Here is a 15,997-nt window from a genome sequence, read left to right on the forward strand (position 1 = left end):
TGAAAAAAGGCCGGCACCTTGCGGTACCAGCCTTTGCAACAGGAGCGGCACTAGCTAACTAGCGCCAATAACCCTCAACGCTCAGCGAGCCGGGCGAGCTGGACGCTTGCGGGCGTCGTGGGCCACGAAAGGCTTGCCGCCACCACCCGCAGGCTTGGCAAACGCGGGCTTGCGGGGTGCGAAATCACCGCGCGGTGCACCCGCATCGCTACGGGGAGCAAAGCCACCACGGCCTGTGTCGCCAAAACCAGGCTTGCGACCATAACCCTCGCTGTCACGGCGTGGGGCAAAACCACGATCACCGCCGCGATCGTCGCGGCCTGCAAAACCGCTGCCTTCACCACGGGCAGGTGTGCCGCGATTGTCACGGCCGGCAAAACCGCCGCCAAAGCCACCACCGAAACCACCACGGTCGTTGCCACCGCGTGCGGGACCACCGAAACGGCCACGCGATGGGTTGTCGCGGTTGTCATACGAGCGGCCACGGCCACCACCAAAGTCCCCACCGCGAGGCGCCTGCGGGGCGCGCTGAGAAGGCTCCATGCCCGGAATCACTTCGGCCTTGAACTGCTGGCGGCTGTACGACTCAATGTCGTAGATCTTGCGGCGATCGCGGAACTCGGCAAACGTGACGGCCAAGCCATCGCGGCCCGCACGGCCAGTACGGCCGATGCGGTGGGTGTAATCCTCAGCCTTCATGGGCAGGCCGAAGTTGAACACGTGGGTAATGGTGGGCACGTCGATGCCACGGGCAGCCACATCGGTCGCCACCAGGATCTGCACCTGACCCGCGCGCAGCGCCATCAGGCGGCGGTTGCGCAGGCCCTGGCTCAGGGCGCCATGCAGCGCCACGGCGGAGAAACCGTCTTGCTGCAGGTCGTTGGCCAGACCATCGCACTCCACTTGGGTGCTGGCAAAGACGATAGCCTGATTGATCGTGGTGTCACGCAACCAGTGGTCGAGCATCTTGCGCTTGTGCTGGGCGTTGTCAGCCCAGTACAGCACCTGCTTGATGTTGGCGTGCTTCTCTTGCGGAGAATCGATGGTCACCTTTTGCACCGACGAACCACCGTCGTGCATCACACGCATGGCCAGTTGCTGAATGCGCGGGGCAAAAGTCGCGCTGAACATCATGGTCTGCTTACGCTGGCTGGTCAGCTGGTTCAGTTCTGCCAAGTCGTCCGAGAAGCCCAGATCGAGCATGCGGTCGGCTTCGTCCACCACCAGGAACTGCACCTTGTCGAGCTTGATCTGCATCGAGCGCTGCAGGTCCAGCAGGCGGCCAGGGGTTGCCACCACGAGGTTGGCGTTCTGCAACTTGGCAATCTGCAGTTGGTAAGGCATGCCACCAACGACGTTGGCCACGCGCAGGCCGCGGCAATGCTTGACCAGGTCGATCGCGTCGTGCGCAACTTGCTGCGCCAGTTCACGCGTGGGGCACAGAATCAGCGCGCCAGGGGTCGCTGCCTTGAAGTTGCGCGAGCTGGTGGGGTCCTTGCGCTTGGCGCGCTTGGGGGCAGGTTCGCCACGTGCGGCAGCCTCTGCAACAGCGCGCTCGAAAGCGGCGCGTTCTTCGGCTTCGGCGGCGGCCTGCTGCTTGATCAGGGTGTGCAGCACGGGCAACAGGAATGCAGCTGTCTTGCCCGAGCCGGTCTGGCTGGAAACCATCAGGTCGATGAACTTGGTGGAGTCGTTGCCGCTTCCCATGGCCAGGGGAATGGCCTTGAGCTGAACGCCCGTGGGCTGCGTGTAGCCCAGGTCAGCCACCGCCTGAACGAGTTCAGGCGCCAGGCCCAGCTCCACAAAACCGTTGGGTTCGGCGGTCACAGCGGCATCGGCCTCAATGGCAGATGCGATCACGGCGTCCAGAGGGGAAGACTGCACGGAAACGTCGGCAGCAAAGGAAGTATCGGCAGGCGCGAATTCGCCCTGCACCAAAGAGGTGTCGGTCATGATTTTTCTCTCACGAAGACGATCGCAGGCAGCGCCTGCGAGGGGCTTCGTCAATGGTTAAAAAACATCAACCATCAAACGAAACCTGCGTTGGCTCTCTCGGTAGAGGCCGGTGCGGGTGGGCGTTGTTCGCTAGTCCTGCACTGTCGAAGACAGTCGGCTGGCAAGCCCGGTGTGTGAGGGGAGATGCACAAACTGCGAGGATTTCCTGCGCAGCTATAGATTATCGCACGGTTAAGGGTTTCCCCGCAACCCCCGTCCCTGTGCCTCGCTAGAGGAGGCTTCCGAATACGAAGAATTCGATCCTCGCCCCAAGCGAAGCAAGCCCGTTGAGATCGGCGCCTCGAGGGATTCTTGCGCCTCCTCGCACCGGAGGAGGGTTGGCAACTCAAGGCGCTTTCACCTCCACCGCCAACAGGTGCTGGCGGTAGTGTGCAAGTTCGTCGATGGACTCATGCACATCCGCCAGCGCCGTGTGTTTTTGCGCCTTCTTGAAGCTGGTGTAGGCCTCGGGCTTCCAGCGCTTGGCCAGTTCCTTGAGCGTGCTCACATCCACGTTGCGGTAGTGAAAGAACTTTTCGAGCTTGGGCATGTAGCGCACCAGGAAACGCCGGTCCTGGCCAATGCTGTTGCCGCACATGGGCGCAGTGCCCTTGGGCACGTACTGGGCCAGGAAGGCGAGGATCTTCTGCTCCGCTTCCTCCTCCGTCACCGTGGACGCCTTCACCTTGTCGATCAGGCCACTGCGGCCGTGCGTTCCCTTGTTCCAGGCATCCATCTTGTTCAGCAATTCGTCCGACTGGTGAATGGCAAACACGGGGCCTTCAACGCGGGGTTCGAGGCTCGGGCCGGTCACGACCACAGCAATCTCCAGCAGGCGGTCGGTGTCGGGCTCCAGGCCGGTCATTTCACAGTCCAGCCAGACCAGGTTCTGGTCGGATTTGGCAAGCGTGGCAGGGGTGGGGTTGTTGGCTTCTGACATGGCGCGCATTGTCGCCGATGGCCTAAACTCGCCGCACATGCCAACCTCTGACGACATTTCTCCCTCTTTGCTGCTCACCCTGGCCTTTGCCGCCGCGCTGCTGCTGGGCCTGGCCCTCAAGTTCTGGCTGGCGACACGCCAGGTCCGGCATGTCACCCGCCACCGCACTGCAGTTCCCGCCCCGTTTGCCGAACGCATCGCGCTGGCCGCACACCAGAAGGCGGCTGACTACACCATCACCAAAGCCCGCCTGGGCATGCTGGAGATGGCGCTGGGCGCGGCAGTGCTGCTGGGCTGGACCTTGCTGGGCGGCCTGGATGCACTGAACCAGGCGCTGCTTGGCGCGCTGGGTGGCGGCATGTGGCAACAGATGGCATTGCTGGTGGCCTTTGCTGCCATCAGCGGACTGATCGACCTGCCCCTGTCGCTGTACCAGACCTTCGTGGTGGAAGAACGGTTTGGCTTCAACAAAATGACTTGGCGCCTGTGGCTGGCGGATGCCCTCAAGGGCCTGCTGGTGGGCGCCATCATCGGGCTGCCGATTGCCGCACTGATCCTCTGGCTGATGGGCGCTGCAGGCCCGCTGTGGTGGCTGTGGGCCTGGTGCTTCTGGATGGGTTTCAACCTGCTGCTGATGGTGATCTACCCCACCTTCATCGCACCGCTGTTCAACAAGTTCCAGCCACTCGAAGATGAATCGCTCAAAGCCCGCGTGACGGCACTCATGCAGCGCTGCGGCTTCTCGGCCAAGGGCCTGTTTGTGATGGACGGCAGCCGCCGCAGCGCCCACGCCAACGCCTACTTCACGGGCTTTGGTGCCGCCAAGCGCGTGGTGTTCTATGACACCCTGCTGCGCCAGCTGGCCCCCGGCGAGGTCGAAGCCGTCCTGGCCCATGAGCTGGGCCACTTCAAGCACCGCCACATCGTCCAGCGCGTCGCGATGATGTTTGCGCTGAGTCTGGCCGGCTTTGCACTGCTGGGCTGGCTCTCCACCCAGGTCTGGTTCTACACCGGGCTGGGCGTGCGCCCCAATATCTCGCTAGACCCGGCCGCGGCAGCAGCCCCCAATGACGCGCTGGCGTTGCTGCTGTTCATGCTGGTCGTCCCGGTCTTCACATTTTTCATCTCGCCGCTGTTCTCACAGCAATCGCGCCGCCACGAGTTCCAGGCGGATGCGTATGCCGTGGCCCAAGCCAGCGGCGCCGATCTGTCGTCGGCCCTGCTCAAGCTGTACGAAGACAACGCCTCCACGCTCACACCCGATCCGGTGTACGTGAAGTTTTATTACTCGCATCCACCGGCCACCGAACGGCTGGCGCGCATGCAAACCCCTGCTCATCCATGACTACGATGTTGAAGAAAAAAGACTGGTCTACGCTGACCCGCCGTGCCCTGACAGCTACAGAAGTCGTAGCAAACCTGGCCAAGCTGGAAGGCTGGAGCCTCAGCGGCGACGGCGCCAACGTCGCCATCGAAAAGACCTACCACTTTGCCAATTACTACGAGACCATCTCGTTCGTGAACGCGCTGGCGTTCATTGCCAACGCGCAAGACCACCACCCCGACCTGTCGGTGCATTACAACCGCTGCGTGGTACGGCTGAACACGCACGACGTGCACGGCATCTCCAGCACCGACTTCGAGTGCGCCACACAGTTCGACGCGCTGGTCGCGCTGTGACACAGGCCCACCATGGCTGAGCGCAGCGCCCTCATGGAAGGTACCGTGGTGGCCAGCCATGGGCGCCACTGCATGGTCGAGACCCCGGACGGCGCGCGCCGCATCTGCCACCCCCGCGGCAAAAAGAATCAGGCGGTGGTGGGCGACCATGTGCTGTGGCAGGCACCGCCGCCTGGCCAAGGCGAAGAAGGCACCATCGAAAAGGTCAAGGAGCGGCGCAACCTCTTTTACCGCCAGGACGAGATCCGCACCAAGTCGTTTGCCGCCAACCTGGACCAGGTGCTCATCCTGATTGCAGCAGAGCCGGTGTTCTCGGAAAGCCAGTTGGCACGCGCACTGATTGCGGCCGAAGCCGAAGGCATCAAACCCATCATCGCCCTCAACAAGAGTGATCTGGTCGAACCCTTTGCCCGCGCATGGGAGCGCCTGCTGCCCTACCGGCACATGGGCGCAGGCAAACACTACGGGGTGCTGCCGCTGTCTCTGGCGCTGTCCAGCGACGTGGACCGCGCACTGCTGATGGAACACCTGCAAGGCAAGACCACGCTGGTGCTGGGCCCGTCGGGATCCGGAAAGAGCACGCTGATCAACCTGCTGGTGCCCGGCGCTTCTGTGCTGACCGGCGAAATCTCGCAGGCGCTGAACTCGGGCAAACACACCACCACCAGCACCCACTGGTACTGGATGGATGCGGCACGCACCACGGCACTGATCGACTCGCCGGGGTTCCAGGAATTCGGGCTCCACCATATCGCCCCCATGCAGCTGGCCGCCTGTATGCCCGACATCGCCGAACACGCGACGGCCTGCAAGTTCTACAACTGCACCCACCTGCACGAGCCGGGCTGCGGCGTGCTGGATGCCGTAAAAAATGGCCCAAGCGCTGGTAGAATAAGCCCTTCTCGCTACAAAATATATAGCGATCTATTTGAAGAGCTGAGCCACACCCGCTATTGATGCCACCCCCGAAGCGCTACTCAACGCAGCGCTCCCAGGCCTGAACCCGCTAGCCCAGCAAACGCGCCAGCGTGAGCAATGCCAGCAACAGCATCCAGACAACCACCGAGCGCCACACCAGGCCGACCACACTGCGCAGGTGGCCCACTTCGGGCTCGCGGCCAGGGGTGGAGTCGCTGTCGCCCATGTCGGCATCGATCTCCAGGCCCTGCGGAGCATGCAGCTCGGTGCGCGCCTTCAGCGCCTCACCGCCCAGGCGCACATTGATGGCCCCCGCTGTCGCAGCAAGCACCACACCATCGTTGTCGTTCGGAAACCGCTGTGCGTGAAAACGCCAACCTTCAATCGCTTCTTCAAAGCTGCCCACCACCGCAAAACTCAGCGCCGTGAGCCGCGCTGGCAACCAATCGATGGCGGTCCAGGCCTGTGCCGAGGCCTGCTGCAGGGATTCGCTGGCTGGCAGTGCACCGGTACGCTGCTTGTAGTGCCAGTAGCGGGAGACAAATTCAGCCAGGCGATACAGCACCGCTCCCGTTGGCCCCAGCCCCAGCGCGGCCAGCACCGAGAACCAGGCCAGCACGCCAAACACGTGCCGGTGGGCGGCCAGCACCGAATACTCAATCACATGGCGCACGATCTCGCTGCGCGGCAGCGCGCCCACATCGACCTGCTGCCAGTGCGCGAGGCGCTCGCGGGCCGCATCTTCGTCCCCCTCCTCCAGCGCATCGCGGATGCCAGTGAAGTGGTGGCTGAACTGCCGAAAGCCCAGCGTGACATACAGCACCGCCACACTCCAGAGCACTGCAAACGGCCAGCCCAGCCCCCACAACAGCAGCCAGTGGATGGCCAGCGTGACCAGTGCAGGAACAAGCACTGCGAGGCTCCACGCCACCCAGCCGTGGTGCGATTTGCCCGCGTCGAAATTGCGGCTCACGGACAGCGCCCACGCACGCAGCCCCGCATGGATGGGATTGCTGCGGGCCAGGGGACGTGCCTGCTCGATCAGCAGAGCGAACAGGATGGCGAAGAAACTCATGGAGGGCAATGATACTGGCGCTTCGCCCTGGTGCACCCCATTGCGCGCACGGCAGCTTCAGGCCTGCATGAAGCGGTAGAAATTACGCAGCATGCCCGCCGTGGCACCCCAGATGAAATGGGTTTTGCCACCCTGCTCGTAGGGCATGGAGAACCACTCGCGGTGCACGCCATCGCGATCAAACACGTGGCGACGGTGATGGGCCGGGTCCAGCAAGAAGGCCAGGGGCACCTCGAACAGGTCGGCCACTTCATACGGGTTGGGCTGCAGCACGCAATCCGGCTGCACCAGAGCGACCACGGGGGTGATGATGAACGATGAGCCGGTCACATAGGTGGGCAAGGTTCCCAGCACCTCGACAAACGCACGGTCGAGCCCCACCTCTTCCTGTGCTTCGCGCAAGGCGGTGTCGGCCGGGCTGGCGTCTTCCGGATCGGCGCGCCCCCCCGGAAAGGCGACCTGCCCGGAATGGGTGGACAGATGTGCAGTGCGCTCCGTCAGCAGCACCATGGGTTGCTCGCGCAACACGATGGCCAGCAACACGGACGCATGGGCTGGCTCGCGATTCATGAACTTCTTTTCCAGCACCACCTCCGGCTCCCACTGGGGCGGCTGCGCAAAACGCGCACGCAGTGCATCGGGCGTCTGCGCCGCCAGGGGCACGGCAGGCAGGTGCGCATCCACCCCGACCACCGGCACCATGCGGGGGTCAAAGTCGGGCAGGCTCGACAGAGGCGCGATGACCGATGAGACGGCGGGAGGAGAAGGAGGGTTCACAACTAGCGGAACAGGTTGTCGACAGACAAAAAACAAAAAGCCGCTACAGGCTGACGCTGTAGCGGCTTGTCAGGACAGGCCCTCGCCTTGCTTGGATTAAGCGGCGGTGGCAGCAGCCTTGACGCGCGAAGGCAGCTTTTCCTTGATACGTGCCGACTTACCGCTGCGATCACGCAGGTAGTACAGCTTGGCACGGCGCACGTCACCACGGCGCTTGACTTCAATGCTGGCGATCAGCGGGCTGTAGGTCTGGAACGTACGTTCCACGCCTTCACCGCTGGAGATCTTGCGCACGGTGAAGCCGCTGTTCAGGCCGCGATTGCGCTTGGCAATCACCACACCTTCGTAAGCCTGCACGCGCTTGCGGTTACCTTCCACCACGTTCACGCTCACGATGACGGTGTCACCAGGGGCGAATTCGGGGATGGACTTGTTCAAGCGGGCGATTTCTTCCGCTTCCAGGGTCTGGATCAGGTTCATGTGAGTTTCCTAGTGATCTTGTCCGCGCCAAAAATGGCTGCGTCGGGATTGACGTCTCAGTGTTTTGCGGGAGAACTCCCGGACAAAACGGCCGGCCAGAGGATCGAAAAGCCTTTGATTATAGCAATTCAGCCGAGCTTGGCCAATACCGCCTCATCGGCGGGTGCCAAACGCCCTGCCTGGCGCGCGGCGTCGATGAGATCGGGCCGGTGGCGGGCCGTGATGGCCAAGCGCTGGTCGCGCCGCCAGCGCTCGATCTGCGCGTGGTGTCCCGACAGAAGGGCGGGAGGCACCTGCTGCCCTGCCCACTCTTCCGGCCGCGTGTAGTGTGGGCAGTCCAGCAAGCCGTCCAGCGCGGGATTGAAACTGTCGAGCTGGTGGCTGCCCTCGTCATTGAGCACGCCAGGCTGCAAGCGCGCCACGGCGTCCAGCAAGGCCATGGCGGCAATCTCGCCCCCCGAGAGCACGAAGTCGCCCAGGCTCATCTGCACAGTCACATGCGCATCGATGAACCGCTGGTCAATGCCTTCGTAGCGGCCACACAGCAACACCGCCCCCTCGCTGGCAGACCAGCGCTCCACAGCGGCGTGGTTCAACGACTCGCCGATGGGAGAGAAAAGCACCAGCGGCGCCTGAGCCTCCTCGGGCTCACCCCGCTCTGCCCGGATGGCCGCGAGGCAGCGCGCCAGGGGTTCGGCCATCATCACCATGCCCGGGCCGCCGCCAAACGGTCGGTCATCCACCCGGCGGTAGTTGCCGTCGGCGTAGTCCCGGGGGTTCCACAGACGCACATCGACCTGGCCGCTGGCATAGGCGCGTCGGGTCACGCCGCTTGCCAGAAAGGGGGCAAACAGCTCAGGGAAAAGGGTGATGATGTCAAAGCGCATGGTGCGCGGCGCGGCTCGGGGAGCACCTGTCAGTAGTCGGGCTGCCAGTCGACGGTGATGCGCTTCTCGGCCAGGTCCACCTTGTCCACAAAGGCCGAGACAAACGGGATCATGCGCTCCTGCGCCTTGCCATCCTGCTCGTAAGCCAGTACCAGCACGGTCTGGGGTCCGGTGGACATCAGCTCGCGCACCTGGCCCAGCGCCACGCCTTCGCGGTTGAATACCGACAGGCCGATCAGATCGACCCAGTAATACTCGTCATCCGAAGTGGATGGAAAACTGGAACGCGGCACAAAAATCCGTGCGCCCCGCAACGCCTCTGCGCCGTTGCGGTCGTCAATGCCCTGCGCCCAGGCCACCACGGAGTCCGAATGGTCCTTGGCCTGGCGGATGGGCAGCAGCACGGTACCGTTGAAGGTCTTGGCCCCACGCTCGGACGGCTGCAGGTACCAGCGTTTGGACGAAAAAAGTGCCTCGGGATTGCTGCTGTGCGGCAGCACCTTGAACCAGCCCTTGACGCCCCAGGCATCTGCAATGCGCCCTACTTCAACGGCGTCAGCAGGCAGTTCTGCGGGTTCGAGGGTCAGCGGTGTGGTGGCCATGGCAGTGAATCCAGAATGAGAAAAGGGCGGGTTCCGCCAGACCAGCCGACGGAACCCGCCCTTTTCGGGGAGCTTTAAGCAGCCTTCTTGGCGGCTTGCTTGATCAGGCGGTCCACCGTGGGGGAGGACTGGGCGCCCACGCCCACCCAGTAAGCCAGACGGTCTTGCACGATGCGCAGGCCTTCTTCGGATTCCTTGGCGGTGGGGTTGTAGAAGCCGATGCGCTCGATGAAGCGGCCGTCACGGCGCACGCGCTTGTCAGCAACGACGATGTTGAAGAAAGGACGGCCCTTGGAGCCGCCGCGGGAGAGTCGAATGACGACCATGATTTATCCTTCGGGTGGTGAACTCCGGCAACATTTGCCGTAAGCCACAGTGTTCGCAACCATATTCGCAACGCTTGAGACACGCGACATGGCCACCCGGCCAGCGACACGCTGCAAAGCCCGCGATTATATCTATTTGTTCCAATGTCCACCATCCGCCCCAGCACCGACAGCGATATCCCCGCCATTACCGCCATTTATCAACACCATGTGCTCCACGGCACGGGCACGTTCGAGATCGATCCCCCCTCCGAAGCCGACATGGCAGGCCGCCGCGCTGACGTGCTGGCGCGCGGGCTGCCCTGGCTGGTGGCCGAGCAGGATGGACAGGTGCTGGGCTTTGCCTATGCCAACTGGTTCAAGCCCCGTCCGGCCTACCGTTTCTCGGCCGAGGACTCGATCTACGTGGCCGACAGCGCCCGTGGCATGGGCCTGGGCCGCAAGCTGCTGGCCGAGCTGGCCGTGCAGGCCGAGGCCGTGGGCGTGCGCAAGCTGCTGGCGGTGATTGGCGACTCGGCCAACGCGGGCTCCATCGGCGTGCACCGGGCACTGGGCTTTACCGATGTGGGCATCATGCGCTCGGTGGGCTGGAAGTTTGGCGCCTGGCGCGACATCGTGCTCATGGAAAAGACCCTGGGCGCGGGCGACACCACCTCCCCCGAATAACGCACGCCGCTCCCATGAAAAACAAGACCGTGGCGGCCTGGCTCGCCTTTGTGGGCGGGCCGCTGGGCCTGCACCGCTTCTATCTGCATGGCCTGTCCGACATGCTCGGCTGGCTGCTGCCCATTCCCACGGCGCTGGGCATCTATGGCATCCAGCGCGTGCAGCAACTCGGCCAGGATGACCACTCCAGTTGGGTACTGATTCCGCTGCTGGGCTTCACGATTGCCGCCTGCGCGCTCCGTGCCATCCTGTACGCACTGATGACCCCCGAGGCCTGGAATGCGCGCTACAACCCCAGTGCCGTACCCGACGCCGCGCCGGGCAGGACGCAATGGATCACCGTGGGCGCCATCGTGGTGTCGCTGCTGATTGGCACCACGGTGCTGATGGCCAGCCTGGCGTTCAGTTTTCAGCGGTACTTTGAATACCAGATCGAGGAAGCGCGCAAGATCTCTCAGTGATCTGCCGACAGGCACCCAAACAAAAAGCCCCATTGAATTCGCATTCAATGGGGCTTTTGCGCTAGTGCTGCTTGCCCTGAAAGCTATCTATTTAATAGCAATCAGAAGCACCTGGGCATATCGCCCATCAGAACAGCTGCAGGCTGATCCAGTAGGCGACGGCGGCCACAAACGCACTGGCGGGAATGGTCAATATCCACGCCCAGATGATGTTGCCCGCCACGCCCCAGCGCACGGCGCTGGCACGCTGGGTGGAGCCGACACCGACGATGGCGCCCGTGATGGTGTGCGTGGTGGAGACCGGAATGCCCAGCGTGGTGGCCAGGAACAAGGTCAGCGCCCCGCCCGTTTCGGCACAGAAGCCGCCCACCGGCTTGAGCTTGGTGATCTTCTGGCCCATGGTCTTCACAATGCGCCAGCCGCCAAACATGGTCCCGAGGCCAATGGCCACGTAGCAGCTGATGATGGCCCAGGTGGGGGGCGAGGCATCAGACGCCGACGAGTACCCCGTGGCAATCAGCAGCAGCCAGATGATGCCGATGGTCTTTTGCGCATCATTGCCGCCGTGCCCCAAGCTGTAGGCGCCGGCAGACACCAGCTGCAGCCGGCGGAACCATTTGTCCACCTTGCTGGGGCGCGTGCGCCGGAAGATCCAGGCCACCGCCACCATCATGAGCGAACCCAGCGCAAAACCCAGCAGTGGCGACACGAAGATGAACGCCACGGTCTTGAGGATGCCTGCCGAGATCAGCGCCCCCGCACCAGCTTTGGCAATTACCGCACCCACGATGCCACCGATGAGGGCGTGCGAGGAGCTGCTGGGAATGCCGTAGTACCAGGTGATCACGTTCCAGGTGATCGCGCCCACCAGGGCGCCAAACACCACGTGCGTATCCACAATGCCCGGCTGCACAATGCCCTTGCCCACCGTCGCCGCCACGCTGAGGTGAAAGACGAAGATCGCCACAAAGTTGAAGAAGGCGGCAAACAGCACCGCCTGCGCCGGTTTGAGCACGCCGGTGGAGACCACCGTAGCGATCGAATTAGCCGCGTCGTGGAACCCGTTCATGAAGTCGAACAGGATCGCCAGGGCCACAAGCAGAACCACAACCCAGAGGGCCGTCTGTACGGTTTCCATACTGGTCAGCCTGCGGGGTTCAGGAGTTTTCGAGGACGATGCCCTCGATGCAGTTGGCCACGTCCTCGCACTTGTCGGTGATGGTCTCCAGCAGCTCGTAGATGGCCTTGAGCTTGATCACCTCGCGCACATCGGGCTCCTCGCGGAACAGCTTGCTCATGGCGCTGCGCATCACGCGGTCCGCGTCGGATTCGAGCTTGTCGATCTCCTCGCAGGTCTTGAGCGCAGCCTCGGCCACGGCCGGGTCGGCGATCTTCTCCAGCAGCTTGACGGCATCGCGCAGGCGCTCGCAGCACTTGAGGCTCAGGTCCGTGAGGCGGGTGATTTCTTCCGTCATGTGGCGCACGTCGTACAGCGCCATGGTCTCGGCCGAGTCCTGGATCAGGTCGGCCACGTCGTCCATGGTGTTGATCAGCGTGTGGATCTGCTCACGGTCGATGGGGGTGATGAAGGTCTTGTGGATGGCCTTGTTCACCTCGTGCGTCACGCGGTCGGCAGCACGCTCGGCGTTGTCCACGTCCTGGTTGTATTTGTCGCGCAGGTGCGGGTCGCTGTAGTTGGCCACCAGTTGCGAGAAGGCCCGGGCCGCCTCGACGATGCGGTCCGCATGCTGGTTGAACATTTCGAAAAAATTGCCTTCGCGTGGCAACAGCTTGGCAAACAGCATGGAGACTCCTGGATCGGGAACGAATGGTGAGAAAAGGCTGCGCCATGACAAAACCATGACGCTTTCGTGACCCGGCGAGTTTAACCGTGCGCCCTGCAGGGGGTTGATGCCGCTGCCTCATGCGGTCATGCCGCCCTGCGCGCACGGCCACGGGCGGCGGGGCGACGCCCGCCCCGGCCGTCCGCAGTCAGGCGCCCCGGAAGATGAAATACACCGCGCCCACCAGACACAGCCCCGCCCAGAGGTAGTCCCATTTCAGGGGTTGACCCATGTAGAACACGGCGAACGGCACAAAAACGCCCAGCGTGATGACCTCCTGCATGATCTTGAGCTGCCCCACGTTGAACTGGGTGAAGCCGATGCGGTTGGCTGGCACCTGCAACAGGTACTCGAACAGCGCGATGCCCCAACTGACGAGGGCCGCAACGTACCACGGCGAGGAGGCCAGATTCTTGAGGTGCCCATACCAGGCAAAGGTCATGAAGATGTTGCTGGCAGTGAGCAGCAGCACCGTTTGCAGCGAGATGGGCAGGGACTGGAGCGCGTTCATGGTGAGGCGTCAGGGCTGAGAGAGTGAACAGATCGATCGATTATGAACAAAATCAGCCGATCGCGCCGGTGTTACATGCCTTGACAGCTATTCATTTAATAGCAACATTCGCTCAACTGCACCCGGCAGCAGGCGCAAAAAAGGCACTCCACTGGAGTGCCTTTCGGAGACAGCGGCACCGACAGGGCGGTGCGCGTGCTGCAGCGGCTTATTCGCCCAAGTAGGCGGCGCGCACCTTGGGGTCGTTCAGCAGTTGCTGGCCGGGGCCGGTCATGGTGATCAGGCCCGACTCCATCACGTAGCCACGGTCGGCAATCGCCAGCGCGCGGCTGGCGTTCTGCTCCACCAGCACGATGGTCACGCCCAGGGCGTACACATCGCGCACCACCTCGAAGATCTTGTCCACCATGATGGGCGACAGGCCCATCGAGGGCTCGTCCAGCAGCAACACCTTGGGCTGGCTCATCAGCGCACGGCCCATGGCCAGCATCTGCTGTTCGCCGCCCGACATGGTGCCGGCCAGCTGGTCCTTGCGCTCGCGCAGGCGCGGGAAGATGGTGAACATCTTCTCGATGTCGGCCAGGATGCCCGCTTTGTCGGAGCGTGTGTAGGCGCCCATCTGCAGGTTTTCGGTGATGGTCATGCGCGCGAACACGCCGCGGCCTTCCGGCACCATGACCAGGCCCTTTTTCACCAGGTCCCAGGCGCCCTTGCCCTTGATGCTTTCGCCCAGGTACTCGATGTCGCCATCGTTCATCGCCAGCGTGCCGGTGATGGCCTTCATGGTGGTGGTCTTGCCGGCGCCGTTGGAGCCGATCAGCGAGACCAGCTCGCCTTCGCGCACTTCAAAGTCCACGCCCTTCACGGCCTGGATACCGCCGTAGGCGACCTTCAGGCCCTTGACCTGCAGCAGTACCTTGTTGGATTTTTCGGCCATTCTCAATGTCCTCCGGTGCCCAGATAGGCCTCAATCACTTTTTCGTTCTTCTGCACTTCGGCAGGGTTGCCCTCGGCAATCTGCTTGCCGTAGTCGAGCACCGTCACACGGTCGCACAGGCCCATCACCAGCTTCACGTCGTGCTCGATGAGCAGGATGGTGCGGTTGTCGTTGCGGATGCGGTCGATCAGCTCGCGCAGCTGCACCTTCTCGGTGGCGTTCATGCCGGCGGCGGGTTCGTCCAGCGCGATGAGCTGCGGGTCGGTGGCCAGCGCGCGTGCAATTTCCAGGCGGCGCTGGTCGCCGTAGCTCAGGGTACGCGCCTTGTAGTCGGCAAACTTGCCGATGCCCACGTAATCCAGCAGTTCCTGGGCACGCTTGGCAATCGCGGCTTCTTCTTCCTTGAAGCCCTTGGTGCGCAGCACCGCGCCCAGCAGGCCGGACTTGGTACGGATGTGGCGGCCTACCATCACGTTCTCGAGCGCCGTCATTTCGGCAAACAGGCGAATGTTCTGGAAGGTGCGGGCGATACCGGCCTTGGCCACTTCGTGCACGGCCGTGGGCTCGTAGGGCTTGCCGGCCAGCTCGAACGTCCCGGCGTCGGGGGTGTACAGGCCAGTGATCACGTTGAAGAACGTGGTCTTGCCCGCGCCGTTGGGGCCGATCAGGCCATACACCTGGCCGCGCTGGATGGTGATGCCCACGTCGGACAGGGCCTGCAGGCCGCCGAAGCGCTTGGAGATACCGGCGACCTTCAGCACCACTTCATTGGATTTCTCTGTCATTGCTAACTTTCGGTGGTGTTCTTCTTCAGGTCTTCTGCGTCAGGCTCTTGCCGTGCTCAGGCGACGGCCACAGGCCACGGGGGCGCATCAGCATGATGATGATCATCGCCAGGGCAATCAGCAACTGGCGCAGGATGGCGGAGTCCAGGCGTCCGTCCGTCATGGCCTGCAGCGGGCCGGCCACGTAGCGCAGCACTTCGGGCAGGGCCGACAGCAGCACGGCACCCAGGATCACGCCGGGGATGTGGCCGATACCGCCCAGCACCACCATGGCGACGATCATGACCGACTCCATCAGGCTGAAGGACTCGGGCGACACGAAGCCCTGGAACGCACCGAACATCGCACCCGACACGCCGCCGAACGAAGCGCCCATACCGAAGGCCAGCAGCTTCATGTTGCGGGTGTTGATGCCCATGGCCTTGGCGGCGATTTCGTCTTCACGGATGGCCATCCAGGCGCGGCCAATGCGCGAGTCCTGCAGGCGGTAGCAGATGACGATGGAAACCACCACCAGCACCAGGAAAAGGTAGTAGTACAGCGTGACGGAGTTGATGTCGAAGCCGAACAGCTCCAGGCGCTTGCCCAGGTCCAGACCGAAGATCTTGACCGAGTCGATCTGACCCAGGCCCTTGGGGCCGTTGGTCAGGTTGACGGGGTGGTCCAGGTTGTTCAGGAAGATGCGGATGATTTCGCCAAAGCCCAGCGTCACGATGGCCAGGTAGTCACCGCGCAGCTTGAGCGTGGGCGCCCCCAGCATGGCCCCAAAGAACGCCGCTAACAACGCCGCTACCGGTATCACGATCCACAGCGAGGTGTGCAACCCGTTGGGGAACATGGCAGCAAACGCCGCAAAGTTGTCCGCAAGGTGCGGCGACGCCATCAAGGCAAACAGGTAGGCACCCACGGCGTAGAACGCCACGTAGCCCAGGTCCAGCAGGCCAGCATAGCCCACCACGATGTTCAGGCCCAGGGCCAGCAGCACATACAGCAGGGCCAGGTCCGCAATGCGCACCCAGGCGTTGCCGAAGGATTGCAGGATCAGCGGCAGCACCAGCAGCGCCACGGCGCCGATGATCCAGTTGGTTTTGGTGTTCTTCATGGTGTGAGGCT

19 protein-coding genes are annotated in these 15,997 nt (G+C 63.2%); 5 read left to right on the forward strand and 14 right to left on the reverse strand.

The annotated features are described in order from the left end of the window. Positions 1-81: 81 nt before the first annotated feature. Together DNK89_RS06715 and orn are read right to left on the reverse strand one after the other, a co-directional pair. A complete protein-coding gene (locus DNK89_RS06715; RefSeq protein ID WP_110959455.1) occupies positions 82-1,953 on the reverse strand; it encodes a DEAD/DEAH box helicase in 1,872 nt (623 codons plus the stop codon). Positions 1,954-2,341: 388 nt separating this feature from the next. Beyond that, positions 2,342-2,935, reverse strand: coding sequence for an oligoribonuclease (gene orn / locus DNK89_RS06720; protein WP_043566178.1), 594 nt, complete (start codon positions 2,933-2,935; stop codon positions 2,342-2,344). Between the two features lie 37 nt (positions 2,936-2,972). Here orn and DNK89_RS06725 point away from each other — a divergent pair, with 37 nt between their 5' ends. Genes DNK89_RS06725 through rsgA form a run of 3 tightly spaced genes read left to right on the forward strand, consistent with a single transcriptional unit; the run spans position 2,973 to position 5,572 of the window. Further along, entirely contained in the window at positions 2,973-4,280 is a 1,308-nt protein-coding gene (locus DNK89_RS06725; RefSeq protein ID WP_110959831.1) for a M48 family metallopeptidase, read from the forward strand. Continuing rightward, positions 4,277-4,615, forward strand: a complete 339-nt coding sequence (locus DNK89_RS06730) for a 4a-hydroxytetrahydrobiopterin dehydratase (protein WP_060986897.1) — start codon at positions 4,277-4,279, stop codon at positions 4,613-4,615. The genes DNK89_RS06725 and DNK89_RS06730 overlap by 4 nt, the downstream gene beginning before the upstream one ends. A 12-nt stretch (positions 4,616-4,627) precedes the next feature. Then, complete coding sequence (rsgA, locus tag DNK89_RS06735; protein ID WP_110959456.1) at positions 4,628-5,572, forward strand: ribosome small subunit-dependent GTPase A; 945 nt, start codon at positions 4,628-4,630, stop codon at positions 5,570-5,572. Positions 5,573-5,621: 49 nt separating this feature from the next. Here rsgA and DNK89_RS06740 read toward each other — a convergent pair whose 3' ends face one another. From DNK89_RS06740 to rpsP, 6 genes are all read right to left on the reverse strand, one after another. Further along, on the reverse strand, positions 5,622-6,608 hold the full coding sequence (locus DNK89_RS06740; protein ID WP_015013109.1) for a CobD/CbiB family protein: 987 nt from the start codon (positions 6,606-6,608) through the stop codon (positions 5,622-5,624). A gap of 57 nt (positions 6,609-6,665) precedes the next feature. Further along, positions 6,666-7,385 carry a CoA pyrophosphatase gene (locus tag DNK89_RS06745; RefSeq protein ID WP_238990714.1) on the reverse strand — a complete coding sequence of 240 codons (720 nt, stop codon included), beginning with the start codon at positions 7,383-7,385 and terminating at the stop codon, positions 6,666-6,668. A 96-nt stretch (positions 7,386-7,481) separates the two neighbouring features. Then, positions 7,482-7,865: a 50S ribosomal protein L19 gene (gene rplS, locus DNK89_RS06750; RefSeq protein ID WP_060986900.1), complete on the reverse strand. Its 384-nt coding sequence runs from the start codon at positions 7,863-7,865 to the stop codon at positions 7,482-7,484. Positions 7,866-7,993: 128 nt separating this feature from the next. After that, positions 7,994-8,752, reverse strand: coding sequence for a tRNA (guanosine(37)-N1)-methyltransferase TrmD (trmD, locus tag DNK89_RS06755; RefSeq protein WP_110959457.1), 759 nt, complete (start codon positions 8,750-8,752; stop codon positions 7,994-7,996). A gap of 29 nt (positions 8,753-8,781) precedes the next feature. Further along, positions 8,782-9,354, reverse strand: coding sequence for a ribosome maturation factor RimM (rimM, locus tag DNK89_RS06760; RefSeq protein ID WP_015013105.1), 573 nt, complete (start codon positions 9,352-9,354; stop codon positions 8,782-8,784). 74 nt (positions 9,355-9,428) lie between these two features. Further along, on the reverse strand, positions 9,429-9,680 hold the full coding sequence (gene rpsP, locus DNK89_RS06765) for a 30S ribosomal protein S16 (protein ID WP_015013104.1): 252 nt from the start codon (positions 9,678-9,680) through the stop codon (positions 9,429-9,431). A 144-nt stretch (positions 9,681-9,824) separates the two neighbouring features. On the opposite strand from rpsP, the gene DNK89_RS06770 reads away from it, so the two are divergent. Further along, positions 9,825-10,346 (forward strand): GNAT family N-acetyltransferase, encoded by a 522-nt coding sequence (locus tag DNK89_RS06770; protein WP_015013103.1) that lies wholly within the window; start codon positions 9,825-9,827, stop codon positions 10,344-10,346. A gap of 14 nt (positions 10,347-10,360) precedes the next feature. After that, on the forward strand, positions 10,361-10,807 hold the full coding sequence (locus DNK89_RS06775; protein ID WP_110959458.1) for a TM2 domain-containing protein: 447 nt from the start codon (positions 10,361-10,363) through the stop codon (positions 10,805-10,807). A 127-nt stretch (positions 10,808-10,934) separates the two neighbouring features. Here DNK89_RS06775 and DNK89_RS06780 read toward each other — a convergent pair whose 3' ends face one another. From DNK89_RS06780 to DNK89_RS06805, 6 genes are all read right to left on the reverse strand, one after another. Then, a complete protein-coding gene (locus tag DNK89_RS06780; RefSeq protein WP_056747483.1) occupies positions 10,935-11,945 on the reverse strand; it encodes an inorganic phosphate transporter in 1,011 nt (336 codons plus the stop codon). A 19-nt stretch (positions 11,946-11,964) separates the two neighbouring features. Further along, complete coding sequence (locus DNK89_RS06785) at positions 11,965-12,612, reverse strand: DUF47 domain-containing protein (RefSeq protein WP_015013100.1); 648 nt, start codon at positions 12,610-12,612, stop codon at positions 11,965-11,967. A gap of 187 nt (positions 12,613-12,799) precedes the next feature. After that, positions 12,800-13,162 carry a DMT family protein gene (locus tag DNK89_RS06790; protein WP_015013099.1) on the reverse strand — a complete coding sequence of 121 codons (363 nt, stop codon included), beginning with the start codon at positions 13,160-13,162 and terminating at the stop codon, positions 12,800-12,802. Between the two features lie 208 nt (positions 13,163-13,370). Then, positions 13,371-14,099, reverse strand: coding sequence for an ABC transporter ATP-binding protein (locus tag DNK89_RS06795; RefSeq protein WP_015013098.1), 729 nt, complete (start codon positions 14,097-14,099; stop codon positions 13,371-13,373). Positions 14,100-14,101: 2 nt separating this feature from the next. Then, positions 14,102-14,884, reverse strand: a complete 783-nt coding sequence (locus DNK89_RS06800; protein ID WP_015013097.1) for an ABC transporter ATP-binding protein — start codon at positions 14,882-14,884, stop codon at positions 14,102-14,104. Positions 14,885-14,909: 25 nt separating this feature from the next. Beyond that, positions 14,910-15,986, reverse strand: coding sequence for an ABC transporter ATP-binding protein (locus DNK89_RS06805; protein ID WP_015013096.1), 1,077 nt, complete (start codon positions 15,984-15,986; stop codon positions 14,910-14,912). Positions 15,987-15,997 lie beyond the last annotated feature (11 nt).

It is taken from the genome of Acidovorax sp. ST3, assembly GCF_003231145.1.
Taxonomy (GTDB): Bacteria; Pseudomonadota; Gammaproteobacteria; order Burkholderiales; family Burkholderiaceae_C; genus Acidovorax.